The following is a 15,504-nucleotide window of genomic DNA, read 5'->3' on the forward strand; positions in this document are numbered from 1 at the left end:
GCACATCCGGGCGATGGCTCGCAAACGCACCTCCTCCCCCGCGTTGCAGGAGGGGAAAACCGGAAGGCCGCGGCCTGCATACCCAAGCCTGCTGCACTGCCGCATGGCAGAATGGCCAACCCTTCGCCAACCGCCACGCCCATGCGCCTGTCGCAATTCCATCTGCATACCGTCAAGGAAACCCCGGCCGAAGCCGAGATCGTCAGCCACAAGCTGATGCTCAAGGCCGGGATGCTGCGCAAGCTCGCCGCGGGCCTGTACACCTGGTCGCCACTGGGCCTGCGCGTGCTGCGCAAGGTCGAGGCGATCGTGCGCGAGGAGATGGACCGCGCAGGGGCGATCGAGCTGCTGATGCCGACCATCCAGCCCAGGGAGCTGTGGGAAGAAACCGGACGCTGGCAGAAGTTCGGCGGCCAGCTGCTGAAGATTCGCGACCGCAAGGAGGCCGAGTACTGCTACGCGCCGACCGCCGAGGAAGTGATCACGGACTTCGCCCGCAACGAGCTGGCGAGCTACAAGCAGCTGCCGTTGAACTTCTACCAGGTGCAGACCAAGTTCCGCGACGAGATCCGCCCGCGCTTCGGGGTGATGCGCTCGCGCGAGTTCCTGATGAAGGACGCCTATTCGTTCGACCTCGACGACGACGGCATGAGGCGCTCGTACGAGGCCATGCACGCGGCCTACGTGCGTATCTTCACCCGCCTGGGGCTGCGCTTCCGCGCGGTGCAGGCCGACACCGGCGCGATCGGCGGTGACGCCTCGCAGGAATTCCACGTGCTTGCCGATTCGGGCGAGGACGCGATCGCCTTCTCCACCGCATCCGACTACGCCGCCAACATCGAGGCCGCGCAGGCCGCCCCACCCGGCCCGCGCACGGCCGCTGGCGAGGCGATGCGCAAGGTCGACACGCCCACGCAGAAAACCTGCGAGGACGTCGCCGCGCTGCTGGGCATCGCGCTGCAGCGCACGGCCAAGTCGATCGCGGTCATTGGTACCGACGCCGAAGGCAACGAGCAGTTCGTGCTCGCGCTGGTGCGCGGCGACCACGACGCCAACGAGATCAAGCTGGCCAAGGTCGAAGGCCTGGCCGGTTACCGCATGGCCACCGAGGCCGAAATCCTCGCCCACCTGGGCAGCGAGCCGGGCTTCCTCGGCCCGGTGGCACCGAAGCAGCCGATCCGCATCGTCGCCGACCGCGAGGTCGCGGCGATGGCCGACTTCGTCGTCGGCGCCAACGAGGCAGGCTTCCACCTCACCGGCGTCAACTGGGGCCGCGACCTGCCCGAGCCCGACGCCGTCGCCGACATCCGCAACGTGGTCGAGGGCGACCGCGCGGCCGACGGCGGCGAACTGCGCATCGTGCGCGGCATCGAGGTCGGCCACGTGTTCCAGCTCGGCGACAAATATGCCGAAGCCATGGGCTGCACCGTGCTCGACGAACAGGGCAAGCCGCGGGTGCTGAAGATGGGCTGCTACGGCATCGGCATCTCGCGCATCGTCGCCGCCGCGATCGAACAGAACTTCGATGCCAGCGGCATCCTCTGGCCCGACGCGATGGCGCCGTGGCGGGTAGCGGTGTGCGTGATCAACCCGAAGCGCGACGACACCGTGGCCGCAGCGGCCGAAGCGCTGTATCGCGAACTGTCCGACGCCGGCATCGAAACCGTGCTCGACGACCGCGGCCTGCGCCCCGGCCAGATGTTCGCCGACATCGAGCTGATCGGCATCCCGCATCGCGTGGTGGTCTCCGACCGCGGCCTGTCGGCCGGCACGTTCGAATATCGTGCGCGCAGCGCGGATGCCGCGGAGAATCTCGATCGCGAGGCGCTGTTCGCGCGCCTGCGCTAACCTCGCCCGATATCTCCATGTGTGGGAGCGGCTTCAGCCGCGAGCTTTGTATCCTCGAAAAGCGCCAGGAAAAGCTCGCGGCTGAAGCCGCTCCTACAAAAGCGTCCTTGCTTTCCCGACATCGCCGCCACGACAGCAGTGCCGTTCCCTCCTGATTTCGCGCGTGCGAATGGCGACTTTCCGGTCCATAAATGTCGTGTGATTTCTGCCGGAAACCGCGCTTCGAATCACGCGTTCAGGCTCCGCGCTGCAATCCGCGGCTTTGGATAATCAAGCTTTGCGATTATCATCGCGAAACCGCCATGGATTGGCTTCAATCCCCCAGATAATCCGGAGTATTTGATGTCAATCGACTTGAACGGCCTCTCGCCCAAAGAACTGGACTCGCTGATCAGCAAGGCCAAGGCGCGCAAGACCACGCTCAAGAAGCGCAAGCCCGTCGCCACCGTGCGCAGCAAGCTGCGCCAGCTGGCCGAGGCCGAGGGCTATACCATCGCCGAACTGTTCGGCGGCCGCGCCACCAAGTCGACCGCGACGGCGACCCGCAAGGTCGCGAAGAAGGGCCGCAAGCTCGGCAAGGTGGCACCGAAGTACCGCAACCCGGCCAACCCCAAGGAAACCTGGACCGGCCGCGGCAAGCAGCCGCGCTGGATGGCGGCGCTGACCAAGAAGGGCAAGAAGGTCGAGGATTTCCTGATCAAGAAGTGATCGGATCCGCTTGAATGGAAACGCCGGCTCATGCCGGCGTTTTTCTTTTCCGTAGGAGCGGCTTCAGCCGCGAGCTTTTGATCCTGGATAAATGTCCGGAGAAAGCTCGCGGCTGAAGCCGCTCCTACAAAGGCCCGTCTTTACGAATCACCAATCATAGATTCCGCCGCGTCGGCAGCAGCAGGTTGCCGAACAGCAGGCCGGCGATCAGCGCCAGCAGGATATTGAGCACCGCCATCGCGGCCTGCTGGCCGGCGGCGAAATCCTGCTGCTGGATCAGGGTCAGCAGGCTGCGCACGCTGGTGCTGCCGGGCACCATCAGGATGATGCCCGGCACGCGGACCAGGGCGCCGGGGCGCTTGGCCCAGCGCGCATAGCCGTTGCCGGCCGCGGTGAGCACCAGCGCCGAGAGGAAGATGCCGGCGGTGCTGCCCCACGAATCCCCGACCAGCCGCGGGATGAGATAGCCCGCCACCGCCGCCAGCATCACCAGGGGATAGTCGCGACGTGCGGCGCGGAACAGCACCGCGAACGCCAGCACCCCGGTGAATAGCGCGCCCCACTCCACCCAGTCCGGCTGCGGCCGCAGCGCGCGCACCTGCGGTTCGACGCCGAGGATCTGCGCCGCGGTCAGCGCGATCATGGTGCCGACGGTGAGCTTGAGCATGGTGCTGATCGCCCCGGCGAAGCGCGCCGTGCCCGACATCAGGTGCTGGCTGGTCAGTTCGTTGACCGCGTTGGTCAGGGTCATGCCGGGCACCAGCACGATCAACGCCGCGATCACCACCGTGTTGAGGTTCAACGGCCCGACGAAACTGGCCACGATGATCGCCACGGTCGCCGCCAGCATCGCCGAGATCGCCTCGCCGGCTTCGCGCAGGCGCGGGCGCGGTCCCGAAACCCAGTCGACCAGCCCCACCAGCAGCCCGATCAGGCCGGCGGTGGCGATGTCCAGCCACGGCAGGCGCAGCAGCCCCGCCACGCTGGCCGAGGCCAGCCCGAAAGCCAGCGCCAGCAGCACCTTGTCGCGGCGGCTCGGGGGGCGGTCGAGCGCGCGCAGCGCGGCGTAGCCCTCGGCCAGCCCCACCTGCCCGGCCATGACCTCCTCGGCGATGCGATCGGCCTCGCACAGCTTGGCCAGGTCGTTGTCGCCCGGCGGCACCCGGATCACGCGGGTGGTGTCGCTGTCGCCCGGCGGCCGCGTCGGGTCGCTGAACGACAACACCATCCCGGTCGGGTTCGCCATCGGCTCGCAGTCCAGCCCCAGCTTCTGCGACACCGAGACCAGCGCGCCCTCGAGCCGCTGCGCGGTGGTGCCGTAGGCATGCAGGCGCTCGGCCAGTTCCACCACGAAGGCGATGCGGGCGGCGTAGCCGATGGTCTGCGGGAAGGCCTGTGACATCGGCACAGGATCGCATGCGCACGGGCGTGCTGGCACCTGTCCGGGCGATGCATGCGGGTCGCGCAGTCTTGGTAGCCTGTATGCTCGCCGCATCGCGCTATCGCGGGGCGGATACCCGCTGGACATGAGGACGCAACCGCGCATGAGCGTCACCCGCGGCAACGCACCGGCCATCGACGTCGATCCGCAAGGCAGCGGCCGCCTGCGCCTGCGCGGGCAGTGGACGCTGGAGCACGCGCTCGCGGTCGGCGAGGCGCTGCGCGCCGACCTGGGCGAGGTGAAGTCGGTCGACGTCACCGCCGTGGAGCGGCTGGATTCGGCGGGCGTGCTGCAGCTGCTGCGTTTCGCGCGCCGCCACGGCATCGACTACGACGTGTTCTCGTTCCGCGACGACCACCGCGCGCTGGTCGCGGCGATCGAGGATGTCGCCGACGAGCGCCCGAAGCGCAAGCGCGACTACGGCTTCCAGGCGGCGCTGGCGCGGCTGGGGTTCGCCGTGCAGGACAACTGGAAGGAGGTGATCGCGCTGCTGAGCTTCCTGGGCGAGAACCTGGTCAAGCTGGGCCGCACCATCGTCCAGCCGCGCCGCCTGCGCATCACCGCCACCGTGCACCACATGGAACAGGTCGGCCTCGACGCGGTGCCGCTGGTGGCGCTGCTGTCGTACCTGGTCGGCGCGGTGATCGCGTTCCTGGGCTCCACGATCCTGGCCGACTTCGGCGCCACGATCCTGGTGGTGGAGCTGGTCAACATCGCTTTCCTGCGCGAATTCGGCGTGCTGCTGACCGCGATCCTGCTGGCCGGGCGCACCGCCAGCGCCTTTACCGCGCAGATCGGCGCGATGGTCAGCCGCGAGGAGGTCGACGCGATCCGCACGCTCGGGCTCGACCCGATCGACCTGCTGGTGATCCCGCGCGTGCTGGCGCTGCTGGTGATGCTGCCGCTGTTGACCTTCATCGCCATGGTCGCCGGCCTGCTCGGCGGCATGTCGGTGGGCGCGTTCAGCCTCGACATCCCGCCGCAGGCCTATTACGCGCGCATGCACGACACCATCGAGCTGCGGCATTTCCTGGTCGGCATGTCGAAGGCGCCGATCTTTGCGGTGGTGATCGGCCTGATCGGCTGCCTGGAAGGCCTGCAGGTCCAGGGCACGGCGCAATCGGTGGGCGAACGCACCACCTCAAGCGTGGTGCAGACGATCTCGCTGGTGATCATCATCGACGCGCTGGCGGCGATCTGGTTCATGCACATGGGCTGGTGAGTCGGGGGAATCGGGAATCGCATGATCGGACACGACGGAAATGGCTGATGCAAGCTGACACTGACGCGCAAGCGACGACCGGCGACGCGGACAACGCCGCGCCGATCATCCGCGTGCGCGGCCTGGTCAACCGCTTCGGCGAACAGGTCGTGCACGACGGCCTGGATCTCGACGTGCGCCCCGGCGAGATCCTCGGCGTGGTCGGCGGATCGGGCACCGGAAAGTCGGTGCTGATGCGCTCGATCCTCGGCCTGCGCACGCCCGATGCCGGCCGGATCGAGGTGCTCGGGGTCGACGCCCGCGCCGAGGACCGGCAAAGCCGCCTGCACATCGAGCGCAACACCGGCGTGCTGTTCCAGGACGGCGCCCTGTTCTCTTCGCTCACCGTCGGCGAGAACGTGCAGGTGCCCCTGAAGGAACACAACGCCGACCTGCCGGACAGCTGGCGCTACGAACTGGCGCTGCTCAAGGTCAAGCTCGCCGGCCTGCCCGCCGACGCCATCGACAAGCTGCCCTCGCAGCTGTCGGGCGGCATGCGCAAGCGCGCCGGGCTGGCACGTGCACTGGCACTGGACCCGCCGCTGCTGTTCCTCGACGAACCCACCGCCGGCCTCGACCCGATCGGCGCCAACGCCTTCGACCACCTGATCCGCACGCTGCAGCAGGCGCTGGGGCTGACCGTGTTCCTCATCACCCACGACCTCGACACCCTGTACGCTATCTGCGACCGCGTGGCGGTGCTGGCGGACAGGAAGGTGGTGGCGGTCGGCCCACTGGCGGAAATCGAAAACCTCGACCACCCGTGGGTCCGCGAATATTTCAATGGTCCACGCGGACGGGCCGCCCGTGATGCCAAGGCCGGCGCCGCAGAGGAAACCTGATCGATGGAAACCAAGGCCAACTACGTCCTGATCGGCGCGTTCACCATCCTGGTGACGCTGTTCCTGCTCGGCTTCGGCCTGTGGGCGGCGAAGTATTCATCCGACAAGAGCTGGCGCGAGTTCGACGTGGTCTTCCGCGAGCCGGTGACCGGCCTGACCAATGGCAGCAGCGTGCAGTACAACGGCATCGCGATCGGCACCATCGAGAGCCTGAAGCTGGCGCCCAACGACCCGCGCGCGGTGATCGCGCGGCTCAAGCTGCAGGCCGACGCGCCGATCAAGACCGACACCCGCGCCAAGCTGTCGATGACCAGCCTCACCGGCAGCCCGATCATCCAGCTCACCGGCGGCGACCCGAACAGCCCGCGCCTGACCGAAACCCCCGGCAACGAAGTCCCGATCATCCTCACCGAACCCTCGGCGCTGCAGAACATCGCCGACACCGCCAATCGTCTGGTGGAGCGCCTTGACAAGGTGCTGAGCGAGGAGAATGTCGCGCGCATCTCCGGCACGCTCGAGAACATCGAATCGCTGACCGGCTCGATCGCCGACCAGCGCGAGGACCTGTCGGTGCTGATCGCCAACGCGCGCCAGGCCAGCACGCAGCTCAACACCACGCTCGACAGCACCAACCGCGCAATCAGCGATGTCGACCGCGAGTTCGTGCAGAAGCTGCCGGGCCTGGTCAGCCGCCTCGACAGCACATTGACCAGGCTCGATTCGGCCGCGGGCGGCGCCAACGACATCCTCAACGAGAATCGCAGCGCGATCCACAGTTTCGCCAACGATGGCCTGTCGCAGCTGGGGCCGACGCTGGGCGAGCTGCGGTCGCTGATCCGCGACCTGCGCCGCATCAGCGACCGCCTCGAAGGCAATCCCTCGCGGTTCCTGCTCGGCCGCGATGCGCCCAAGGAGTTCGAACCCAAATGAAGCCGGAAAGCCCCGCCATGCGGCTGTCGAAAGCCGCGAACGCCCATCCTGCAGCCGTTGAAAGCCAGGCACCGCGAGTCCTCGGCCGAGCGCGCCTGGCCGCCATGGCCGTCGCCTGCGCGCTGCTCTGCGGCTGCTCGCTGCTCGGCGGCGGCACGCGCGGACAGACCACGATCTATGCGCCGGATCCGCGCATCAGCGCCGATCCGTCCTGGCCGACCGTGCAATGGCAATTGACGATCAGCCCGGCCACCGCGGCGCGCATGATCGACAGCCTGCGCATCGCGGTCCGCCCGACGCCCGGGGAACTGCAGGTCTACAAGGGTGCCAGCTGGTCGAAGCCGCCGACGCAGATGCTGGAAGACGCGGTGCTGCGCGGGCTGGAGGACTCCGGCAGGATCGGCGCCGTCGCCCGCCAAGGCAGCGGCATCGACGGCGACTACAAGCTGGTCATGGACCTGCGCAGGTTCGAGGCCGACTACGCCGGCGCGGTGATTCCCGCGGCCGTGATCGAGGTCAACGCCAAGCTGCTGCATCGGATCGACCAGCAGGTCGTGGCCGCGCGCACTTTCATCGTCAAGCAGCCGGCCGCCAGCGTCGGGGTTGGCGACGTCTCCGCGTCGTTCGATGCGGCGCTGGGCGACATCGCGCAGCAGATCGACGGATGGGTGCTGGTGACCGGCCAGCAGCACGAGCAACAGCCGCACTGACTGCCCGTTCGGCCGCAAGCCGGGCCCTGATCGGAACGGGCGCAAAGCGCTGCCGGCGACCCGCCGTGACGCCGCAACCACCGCCGATTTGCCGCCCCCGCTGCAAACCCGCGACAATCACGGCACGCAATCCAGGCCGTCGACATGAGCGAACCCAACGAACAGCCGCGCAACGATGCGCCCGAAATCGAACGCGATGTCATGGAGTACGACGTCGTCACCGTGGGCGCCGGTCCCGCTGGGCTCTCGCTGGCGATCCGCCTCAAGCAGCTCAACCCGGCGCTATCGGTCTGCGTGATCGAGAAGTCCAGCACCATCGGTGCGCACATCCTGTCGGGCGCTGTGATCGAGCCCGAACCGCTCGACGCACTGCTGCCGGGCTGGCGCGACAACCCGCCGCCGACCTGTGTGCCGGCGACGGAGGACGAGTTCTGGTTCCTGACCAAGACCGGCGGCTACAAATCCCCGATCGTGCCGCCCGGCATGCACAACAAGGGCAACTTCATCGTCAGCCTCGGCGCGATGTGCGCCTGGCTGGCGCCGCAGGCCGAGGCGCTGGGCGTCGAGATCTACCCCGGCTTCGCCGCTGCCGAAACCCTGCACGACGACAGCGACAAGGTAATCGGCGTGCGCATCGGCGACATGGGCGTGGCAAAGGACGGCTCGCACAAGCCCGGCTACACCGCCGGCATCGACATCCACGCCGAGGTCACGGTGCTGGCCGAGGGCGCGCGCGGCCACCTGACCAAGCGGCTGGTCAAGCGCTTCGACCTCGATCGCGACAGCGACCCGCAGGGTTATTCGATCGGCATCAAGGAGCTGTGGCAGGTCCCGCCCGGTCGCGTCTCGCCCGGCAAGATCGTGCACACGCTCGGCTGGCCGGCGGACACGAAGACCTACGGCGGCAGTTTCCTCTACCACCTCGACGGCGATCGCATCGCGCTGGGTTACGTCAGCGGCCTCGACTACAGCGACCCGGAATACAAGCCGTGGGAGGCCTTCCAGCAATGGAAGAACCATCCGACGGTCGCGCCGCTGCTCGAAGGCGGCAACATCCTCTCGGCTGGCGCGCGCGCCATCGTCACCGGCGGCTGGCAGTCACTGCCGAAGGTGGAGATGCCCGGCGCGCTGCTGATCGGCGACACCGCCGGCTTGCTCAACGTGCCCAAGATCAAGGGCACCCACCAGGCGATCCGCAGCGGCATGCTGGCCGCCGAGCACCTGGCCGCATCGCTGTCGGCGGAAGGCTTCGACGCCAAACTGCGCGCATCCGACGCGATGGTCGAGCTGCGCAAGGTGCGCAACGTCAAACCCGGCTTCAAGAAGGGGTTGTGGCTGGGCCTGCTCAACGCCGGCTGGGAGACCGTCACCGGCGGCTTGTCGCCCTGGACGCTGAAGGTCAAGCCGGACTGGTCCTCGCTGCACAAGCTCGGCGAGCAGGAGGAGCCCAGGCGCGACTACGTCCAGCGCGCCCTTCCCCCGCGCGACCGCCTCGCCAGCGTGTACTTCGCCGCCACCGAGCACGACGAGGACCAGCCGGTGCACTTGAAAGTGGCCGACACTGACATCTGCGTGACCCGCTGCGCCGAGGAATACGGCAACCCCTGCACCCGCTTCTGCCCCGCCGCCGTCTACGAGATCGTCGAGGACGCCGCCGCCGAACACGGCAAGCGCCTGCAGATCAACGCCGCCAACTGCGTCCACTGCAAGACCTGCGACATCAAGGACCCCTACGAGATCATCACCTGGGTGACGCCGGAGGGTGGTGCGGGGCCGAATTACCAAAACTTGTAGCCAATCTGGACCGTTAGGCAGCGTTTAGGAGAGACATTCACATCGGACCATCCAGTCCGCTGACGGCTGCAGCCGTCCGCCATATCTCTGAGCTACAGCCGCTTCCATCAACCGGACCAAACAACGTACAGTCCGGAAGGGATTGACATCAAAAAAATATCTGAAAACGAAATCGGCGCCACCATTATCGGTGACGCCGATTGGCTTAAATGCACCACAGTCAAGCTTAGTTGATCAGTTTCCACCCATCGGGATAGTTTCCGGCAGGCGTGGAGGTAAAGCCGGACCCATTTCCCAGCCACATGTAGATGTCGTTCTTGGCGCTCGTCCAAACCACATCCACCTTGCCATCACCATTGAAGTCACCAGTCGTTGCAACTGTATAGCCAGGGCCGACCGGAGCAATCAATGCGCTACCGACAGTTGCCTTTCCATTCATGATGCGATAGCTGAACTGTCGCGTTGTCGCGTTATGGAACAACAGATCGGCTTTCCCATCACCATTAACATCTGCGTATTGCCCTGACACGAGCTTCCAACCTGCCGGATAGGTACCTACTTGTGAAGAGGTGAACCTGGATCCATTCCCTAGCCACATGTAGATATCCCGCTTGGCGCTTGTCCAGATCACATCGACCTTGCCATCACCATTGAAGTCGCCAATTGTTGCCACCGTATAGCCTGGACCGACAGGACCAATCAGCGCGCTGCCTATTGTCTTGATGCCGTCCATTAGGCGATAGCTGAACTGCCGCGTCGTTGCGTTATGGAAAAGCAGGTCGGACTTACCATCTCCATTAACATCACCGCCCCCTACGATTTTCCAGCCTGCCGGGTACGTACCCACCTTGGTTGATGTGAATCCCGTACCGCTGCCGAGCCACATGTAGATATCGCGTGCCGCGCTGGTCCATATAACATCGACCTTGCTGTCACCATTGAAATCGCCCGTCGCTGCGACACTGTAGCCCGACCCTACACCGCCAATCAGCTTGGACCCCTTCACCGTGACGCCATTCATGAGGCGATAACTGAATTGGCGTGTAGCCGCATTATGAAACAGCAAATCCGAGAAGCCGTCGGCATTAGCATCGTTATGCTGAATGCCAGAAAGCGGAACCACGGTATCCCGGAAGCTCGCAACAATCGGCATTGCTTGATTCAAACTGCGCACGTTGTCTGACTGGTTGGCTACACCAGTTACCCGGCCGCTGTACTTGACGTTTGGATCGGCGAAGTACCGAATCGAGAACTGGCTACCATCCGTCTGCGGATAGGCCATCACGGTGTAGAAGCCAGTCGACGAGGCCTCACGGTAGCCGTACGAATACGCATGGACGCCGGTGCTGTCGCTGTCTTCCTGATTGTGCGCCTGCCCCATATTGTGGCCAAGCTCGTGCGCGAGCGTTTCCTCGCGGCAGAAATAGGTATTGCTGTCGCCTTCGTCGAGATCGGTGCCATCGCTGACCACCGAATAGCCGAAGGGAGCGTCTTCCTTCACGATCCCGGTCTGACCGCCACCGATCAGCCAGGCGATGCCGCACCCGGCGTTCTCTGGCGTACGGAACGCACGGACCAGCGACACCAGGTCGGCACCCGTTTCATCACGCGCGGCGCGCAGCGCGTTGAATGCCGGGTCGGGGGTAATCGGCCCGCCATCGGTGCCGGACTTGTAACCGGTCAGCTTCTCCAGCGCATCGCCGTTATCTGTGTTGTCGGCGTAGGTCACCTGCAGGGTCTTGACCAGGCGCACGCGCATGTTGACGCCGCTGTTGGCGTAGGCCTGGTTGGTGATCGCGACCATGTTGACCAGGCGGGTGTTCGCTTGCGACACGCCGCCAAGCTGCGAGGCAAAACCATTGGTGTAACCGAGCAGGACGTCCACAACCGCGGACGCGGCACTCGCACCGGCCGTCACGGGTTCAGCCTGCATCGAGGCCGTGGTTGCCGATCCGGCACCGGTCAGCTTCGGCGGAATCAACTGGTCGCCGCCTTCGCGACGCGCAGCGCCATCGAGGCCGGCAAGCTTGCTGCGGTCGGTCTGCACCAGCCAGGACTGGCCGGCGCTCATGGTCAGGCGGAGGGTTTCGGTGGCGCCCTGCGGGATGACGCCGAACACGGCCTTCTCGCCGAACGTCAGGATGGCCTCGGCACCGTCGGCGTTGCGGCCGATCCAGGTCCAGTTGCCGTCCTGGTTTTCCTCGTGGCGCTCGTAGGTCAGGCGGATCGGCTCGCCGTTGGGCGCGTTGACCACCATTTCGCCGCTCTGCATCGCGTGCAGCGCATGGGCCTCACTGATCGCCACCGGGTAGGCGGTGTACGCGCCCTTGTGCTTGGTCTGGCGGCCTTTCTCGTATGCGAGCAGCTCGCCGCGGTCGGGGAGCGATGCGAAGCTCAGCGCAGGTGAGCGGAAGGCGAACGCCGGGGCGGATTTCGCGTTGCCGGCGGCGGCCTTTGCGAGGTCGGCCACCGGGGCCTGGTCGGAGGAGCAGCCTGCCAATAAACCGAGCAGAATGCCCGCGGTCAGGTAGATACGCATGTGACGATTCCTCGAGGAGACGGGGTCCAGAACCCCAGTTTGCCTGAAGAATACTTCAATGCCGACAACCAGATCGCAAATCCGGCCGGGCCCGCACCCCGGGCTCGACGTTCGTTCAGCGCTTCACGCCTCCGTGAACGGGACCCCGGTCTTCTGCCGGACCTCGTCCAGCCCGATCCCCGGCGCGAGCTCCTGCAGGACCAGGCCGCTGGCGGTCACGTCGAACACCGCCAGGTCGGTGATGATCCGGCTCACGACCTGCACGCCGGTCAGCGGCAGGGTGCACTCAGGCAGGATCTTGGGCGTGCCCGCCTTGGTGGTGTGCTCCATCAGCACCACCACCCGCTTGACGCCGGCCACCAGGTCCATGGCGCCGCCCATGCCCTTGACCATCTTGCCGGGCACCATCCAGTTGGCCAGGTCGCCCTTGTCTGTGACTTCCATCGCGCCCAGGATCGCCAGGTCGATGTGGCCGCCGCGGATCATCGCGAACGAGTCGTGGCTGCCGAAATAGCTGGCGCCTGCGCGCGCGGTGACGGTCTGCTTGCCGGCGTTGATCAGGTCGGCGTCGAGCTCGTCCTCGGTCGGGAACGGGCCGATCCCGAGCAGGCCGTTCTCCGACTGCAGCCACACGTCCACGCCGTCGGGGATGTAGTTGGCCACCAGCGTCGGCAGACCAATCCCCAGATTGACGTAGGCACCATCGGTGAGTTCGCGGGCGGCGCGCTGCGCCATTTCTTCACGGGTCCAGGCCATTACTGCGCTCCTGCGGCACGCACGGTGCGCTGCTCGATGCGTTTCTCGGGATTCGGGTTGTGCACGATGCGATCGACGTAGATGCCGGGCAGGTGCACGTGGTCGGGATCGATGGCGCCGGTCTCGACGATTTCCTCGACCTCGGCGATGCAGACCTTGCCGGCCATCGCGCAGGCCGGATTGAAGTTGCGCGCGGTCTTGCGGAACAGGAGGTTGCCGGACTTGTCGGCCTTCCACGCCTTGACCAGCGACACGTCGGCGACCAGTGCGGTCTCCAGCACGTAATGCCGGCCGTCGATCTCGCGCGTCTCCTTGCCCTCCGCGACGACGGTGCCGTAGCCGGTGGCGGTGAAGAACGCCGGAATCCCGGCCCCGCCGGCGCGCAGGCGTTCGGCCAATGTGCCCTGTGGATTGAATTCGAGTTCGAGTTCGCCGGCCAGGAACTGGCGTTCGAATTCCTTGTTCTCGCCCACATAGGACGAGATCATCTTGTGGATCTGGCGCGTCCCCAGCAACTGGCCAAGGCCGAAGCCGTCGACACCGGCGTTGTTGGAGATCACCGTCAGGCGCTTGACCCCGGAATCGCGCAACGCTGCGATCAACGCCTCGGGAATGCCGCACAAACCGAAACCACCGACCGCCAGCGTCTGGCTGTCGGCGACGACGCCCCGCAGCGCCTCGTCGGCACTGGCAAACACCTTGCCCTTCCGGGTGCTCTCGACCATGAATCCGCTCCTCGAGGTAATGACCCATTCTAGCTTGGCGCGACAATGCGCCGGCACCGGCCTTTCGGCCAATGACGCATGGCACCCGGGCGCCATGAGGCACCGAAGGCGGCATGGCGCTGCGCGGCTCGCACCGCGGGGCCCCAGCGGCTAAAATTGCCGTCTTGCGCCGGATGTCTCGGCGCACTTCCCCATCGCAAGGATTCCCGCCAGATGAAGATCCTCGTCGCCTACAAGCGCGTGGTGGACTACAACGTCCGCATCCAGGTCAAGCCGGACGGCTCCGGCGTGGTCACCGACGGCGTCAAGCTGTCGGCCAATCCCTTCGACGAGATCGCGCTGGAAGAGGCCCTGCGGCTGCGCGACAAGGGCATCGCCACCGAAGTGGTTGTCGCCACGATCGCCCCGGCCGACGCCCAGGCGCACCTGCGCAACGGCCTGGCGATGGGCGCCAACCGCGCGATCCACGTCGTGGTGGATGGGCCGATCCAGCCGCTGACCGCCGCCCGCACCCTGCTCAAGCTGGTGGAGAAAGAGCAGCCCGACCTGGTGATCCTCGGCAAGCAGGCCATCGACGACGACGCCAGCCAGACCGGGCAGATGCTCGCCACGCTGTGGGGCCGACCGCAGGCCACGTTCGCCAGCAAGCTCGAAATTGCCGATGGCAAGGCCACGGTCACCCGTGAAGTCGATGCCGGCCTGGAGACGCTGGAAGTCGACCTGCCCGCCGTGGTCACCACCGACCTGCGCCTGAACGAACCGCGCTTCATCAAGCTGCCCGACATCATGAAGGCCAAGAGCAAGCCGCTGGAAAGCATTCCGTTCGCCGACCTCGGCGTGGACTCCGGCGACACGCTCAAGACCACCCACTACGCCCCGCCGCCCAAGCGCAGCCGCGGCGTGATGGTGAAGGACGCGGCCGAACTGGTCGCCGCACTCAAGCAGAAGGGGTTGCTGTAATGGTCAAGGTACTGATCGTCGCCGAACACCTGGACGGCAAGCTCAACGCCGCCACCGCCAAGTGCGTGTCCGCCGCGCAGGCGCTGTCGCCCGAAGCCATCGACATCGTGGTGCTGGCCGCCGACCCGGCCGCCGTTGCCGCCGAGGCCGCGCAGATCGCCGGTGTGGCGAAGGTGCTCGCCGTGACCAATGCCGCCAACGCCAACGCCATTGCCCAGGTTCAGGCGCCGCAGATCGCGAAGCTGGCCGCTGGCTACAGCCACGTCTTCGGCCCCAGCACGACGTTCGGCAAGGACCTGATGCCGTGCGTCGCTGCGCTGTTGGGCACCGCCCAGGTTTCGGACGTGATGGCTGTCGAGGGCAGCCACGTGTTCAAGCGTCCGATCTACGCCGGCAACGCGATCATCACTGTGGAAGCGCCGACAGACCACGCCGTCGTTGCCACCGTGCGCACCGCGTCGTGGCCGGAAGCGGCGAACGGCGGCAACGCGCCGGTGGAAACCGCCAGCGTCGAAGCGACCCTGCCCACGCACACCCGCTACGTCGGCCTGGCCGCCGGCAAGTCCGACCGCCCCGACCTGCAGAGCGCCCGGCGCGTGGTGTCCGGCGGCCGCGGCGTCGGCTCCAAGGAAAACTTCGACATCATTTACAAGTTCGCCGACAAGCTCGGCGCCGCCGTCGGCGCCTCGCGCGCCGCGGTCGACGCCGGCTATGTGCCCAACGAACTGCAGGTCGGCCAGACCGGCAAGATCATCGCCCCCGACCTGTACGTCGCCATCGGCATCAGCGGCGCGATCCAGCACCTGACCGGGATCAAGGACGCCGGCACGATCGTGGCCATCAACAAGGATGCCGAGGCAGCGATCTTCGAAGTAGCGGACATCGGACTGGTGGGCGATTTGTTCAAGGTGCTGCCGGAACTGGAAGCGGCAATCGCCTAGGCAATCCACGCCGTGCATTGGCGGTTGAAGCGTGCGGCAACAGCTGTGT

12 protein-coding genes and 1 pseudogene are annotated in these 15,504 nt (G+C 66.4%); 9 read left to right on the forward strand and 4 right to left on the reverse strand.

Annotated elements, in window-relative coordinates:
- The first annotated feature begins 141 nt into the window (after positions 1-141).
- Positions 142-1,848: a proline--tRNA ligase gene (locus ACTJIL_RS12415; RefSeq protein ID WP_440755936.1), complete on the forward strand. Its 1,707-nt coding sequence runs from the start codon at positions 142-144 to the stop codon at positions 1,846-1,848.
- Between the two features lie 342 nt (positions 1,849-2,190).
- A pseudogene (locus tag ACTJIL_RS12420) lies at positions 2,191-2,553 on the forward strand (H-NS histone family protein); the annotation flags it as partial.
- A gap of 157 nt (positions 2,554-2,710) precedes the next feature.
- On the opposite strand, the gene ACTJIL_RS12425 reads toward ACTJIL_RS12420, so the two are convergent.
- Positions 2,711-3,958 (reverse strand): threonine/serine ThrE exporter family protein, encoded by a 1,248-nt coding sequence (locus tag ACTJIL_RS12425; protein WP_440755937.1) that lies wholly within the window; start codon positions 3,956-3,958, stop codon positions 2,711-2,713.
- Between the two features lie 142 nt (positions 3,959-4,100).
- Here ACTJIL_RS12425 and ACTJIL_RS12430 point away from each other — a divergent pair, with 142 nt between their 5' ends.
- From ACTJIL_RS12430 to ACTJIL_RS12450, 5 genes are all read left to right on the forward strand, one after another.
- Positions 4,101-5,219: an ABC transporter permease gene (locus ACTJIL_RS12430; protein ID WP_440755938.1), complete on the forward strand. Its 1,119-nt coding sequence runs from the start codon at positions 4,101-4,103 to the stop codon at positions 5,217-5,219.
- 47 nt (positions 5,220-5,266) lie between these two features.
- Positions 5,267-6,100, forward strand: a complete 834-nt coding sequence (locus ACTJIL_RS12435; RefSeq protein WP_440755939.1) for an ABC transporter ATP-binding protein — start codon at positions 5,267-5,269, stop codon at positions 6,098-6,100.
- 3 nt (positions 6,101-6,103) lie between these two features.
- Positions 6,104-7,030 carry an MlaD family protein gene (locus ACTJIL_RS12440; protein ID WP_440755940.1) on the forward strand — a complete coding sequence of 309 codons (927 nt, stop codon included), beginning with the start codon at positions 6,104-6,106 and terminating at the stop codon, positions 7,028-7,030.
- A gap of 95 nt (positions 7,031-7,125) precedes the next feature.
- Positions 7,126-7,740, forward strand: coding sequence for an ABC-type transport auxiliary lipoprotein family protein (locus tag ACTJIL_RS12445; protein ID WP_440756614.1), 615 nt, complete (start codon positions 7,126-7,128; stop codon positions 7,738-7,740).
- Between the two features lie 144 nt (positions 7,741-7,884).
- The gene (locus ACTJIL_RS12450; protein ID WP_440755941.1) at positions 7,885-9,534 is read left to right on the forward strand and encodes an electron transfer flavoprotein-ubiquinone oxidoreductase; all 1,650 of its coding nucleotides are present in this window, start codon (positions 7,885-7,887) and stop codon (positions 9,532-9,534) included.
- A gap of 226 nt (positions 9,535-9,760) precedes the next feature.
- Here ACTJIL_RS12450 and ACTJIL_RS12455 read toward each other — a convergent pair whose 3' ends face one another.
- The 3 genes from ACTJIL_RS12455 to ACTJIL_RS12465 form a co-directional block, all read right to left on the reverse strand.
- Positions 9,761-12,073 carry an FG-GAP-like repeat-containing protein gene (locus ACTJIL_RS12455; protein WP_440755942.1) on the reverse strand — a complete coding sequence of 771 codons (2,313 nt, stop codon included), beginning with the start codon at positions 12,071-12,073 and terminating at the stop codon, positions 9,761-9,763.
- Positions 12,074-12,196: 123 nt separating this feature from the next.
- A complete protein-coding gene (locus ACTJIL_RS12460; RefSeq protein ID WP_440755943.1) occupies positions 12,197-12,829 on the reverse strand; it encodes a CoA transferase subunit B in 633 nt (210 codons plus the stop codon).
- Positions 12,829-13,554 (reverse strand): CoA transferase subunit A, encoded by a 726-nt coding sequence (locus tag ACTJIL_RS12465; RefSeq protein ID WP_440755944.1) that lies wholly within the window; start codon positions 13,552-13,554, stop codon positions 12,829-12,831. Before ACTJIL_RS12465 ends, ACTJIL_RS12460 begins: the two co-directional genes overlap by 1 nt.
- 213 nt (positions 13,555-13,767) lie before the next feature.
- Here ACTJIL_RS12465 and ACTJIL_RS12470 point away from each other — a divergent pair, with 213 nt between their 5' ends.
- A complete protein-coding gene (locus ACTJIL_RS12470) occupies positions 13,768-14,514 on the forward strand; it encodes an electron transfer flavoprotein subunit beta/FixA family protein (protein ID WP_440755945.1) in 747 nt (248 codons plus the stop codon).
- The gene (locus ACTJIL_RS12475; protein WP_440755946.1) at positions 14,514-15,455 is read left to right on the forward strand and encodes an electron transfer flavoprotein subunit alpha/FixB family protein; all 942 of its coding nucleotides are present in this window, start codon (positions 14,514-14,516) and stop codon (positions 15,453-15,455) included. The genes ACTJIL_RS12470 and ACTJIL_RS12475 overlap by 1 nt, the downstream gene beginning before the upstream one ends.
- Positions 15,456-15,504: the final 49 nt, after the last annotated feature.

Source organism: Luteimonas sp. 22616 (assembly GCF_052044325.1).
Classification (GTDB): Bacteria; Pseudomonadota; Gammaproteobacteria; order Xanthomonadales; family Xanthomonadaceae; genus Luteimonas.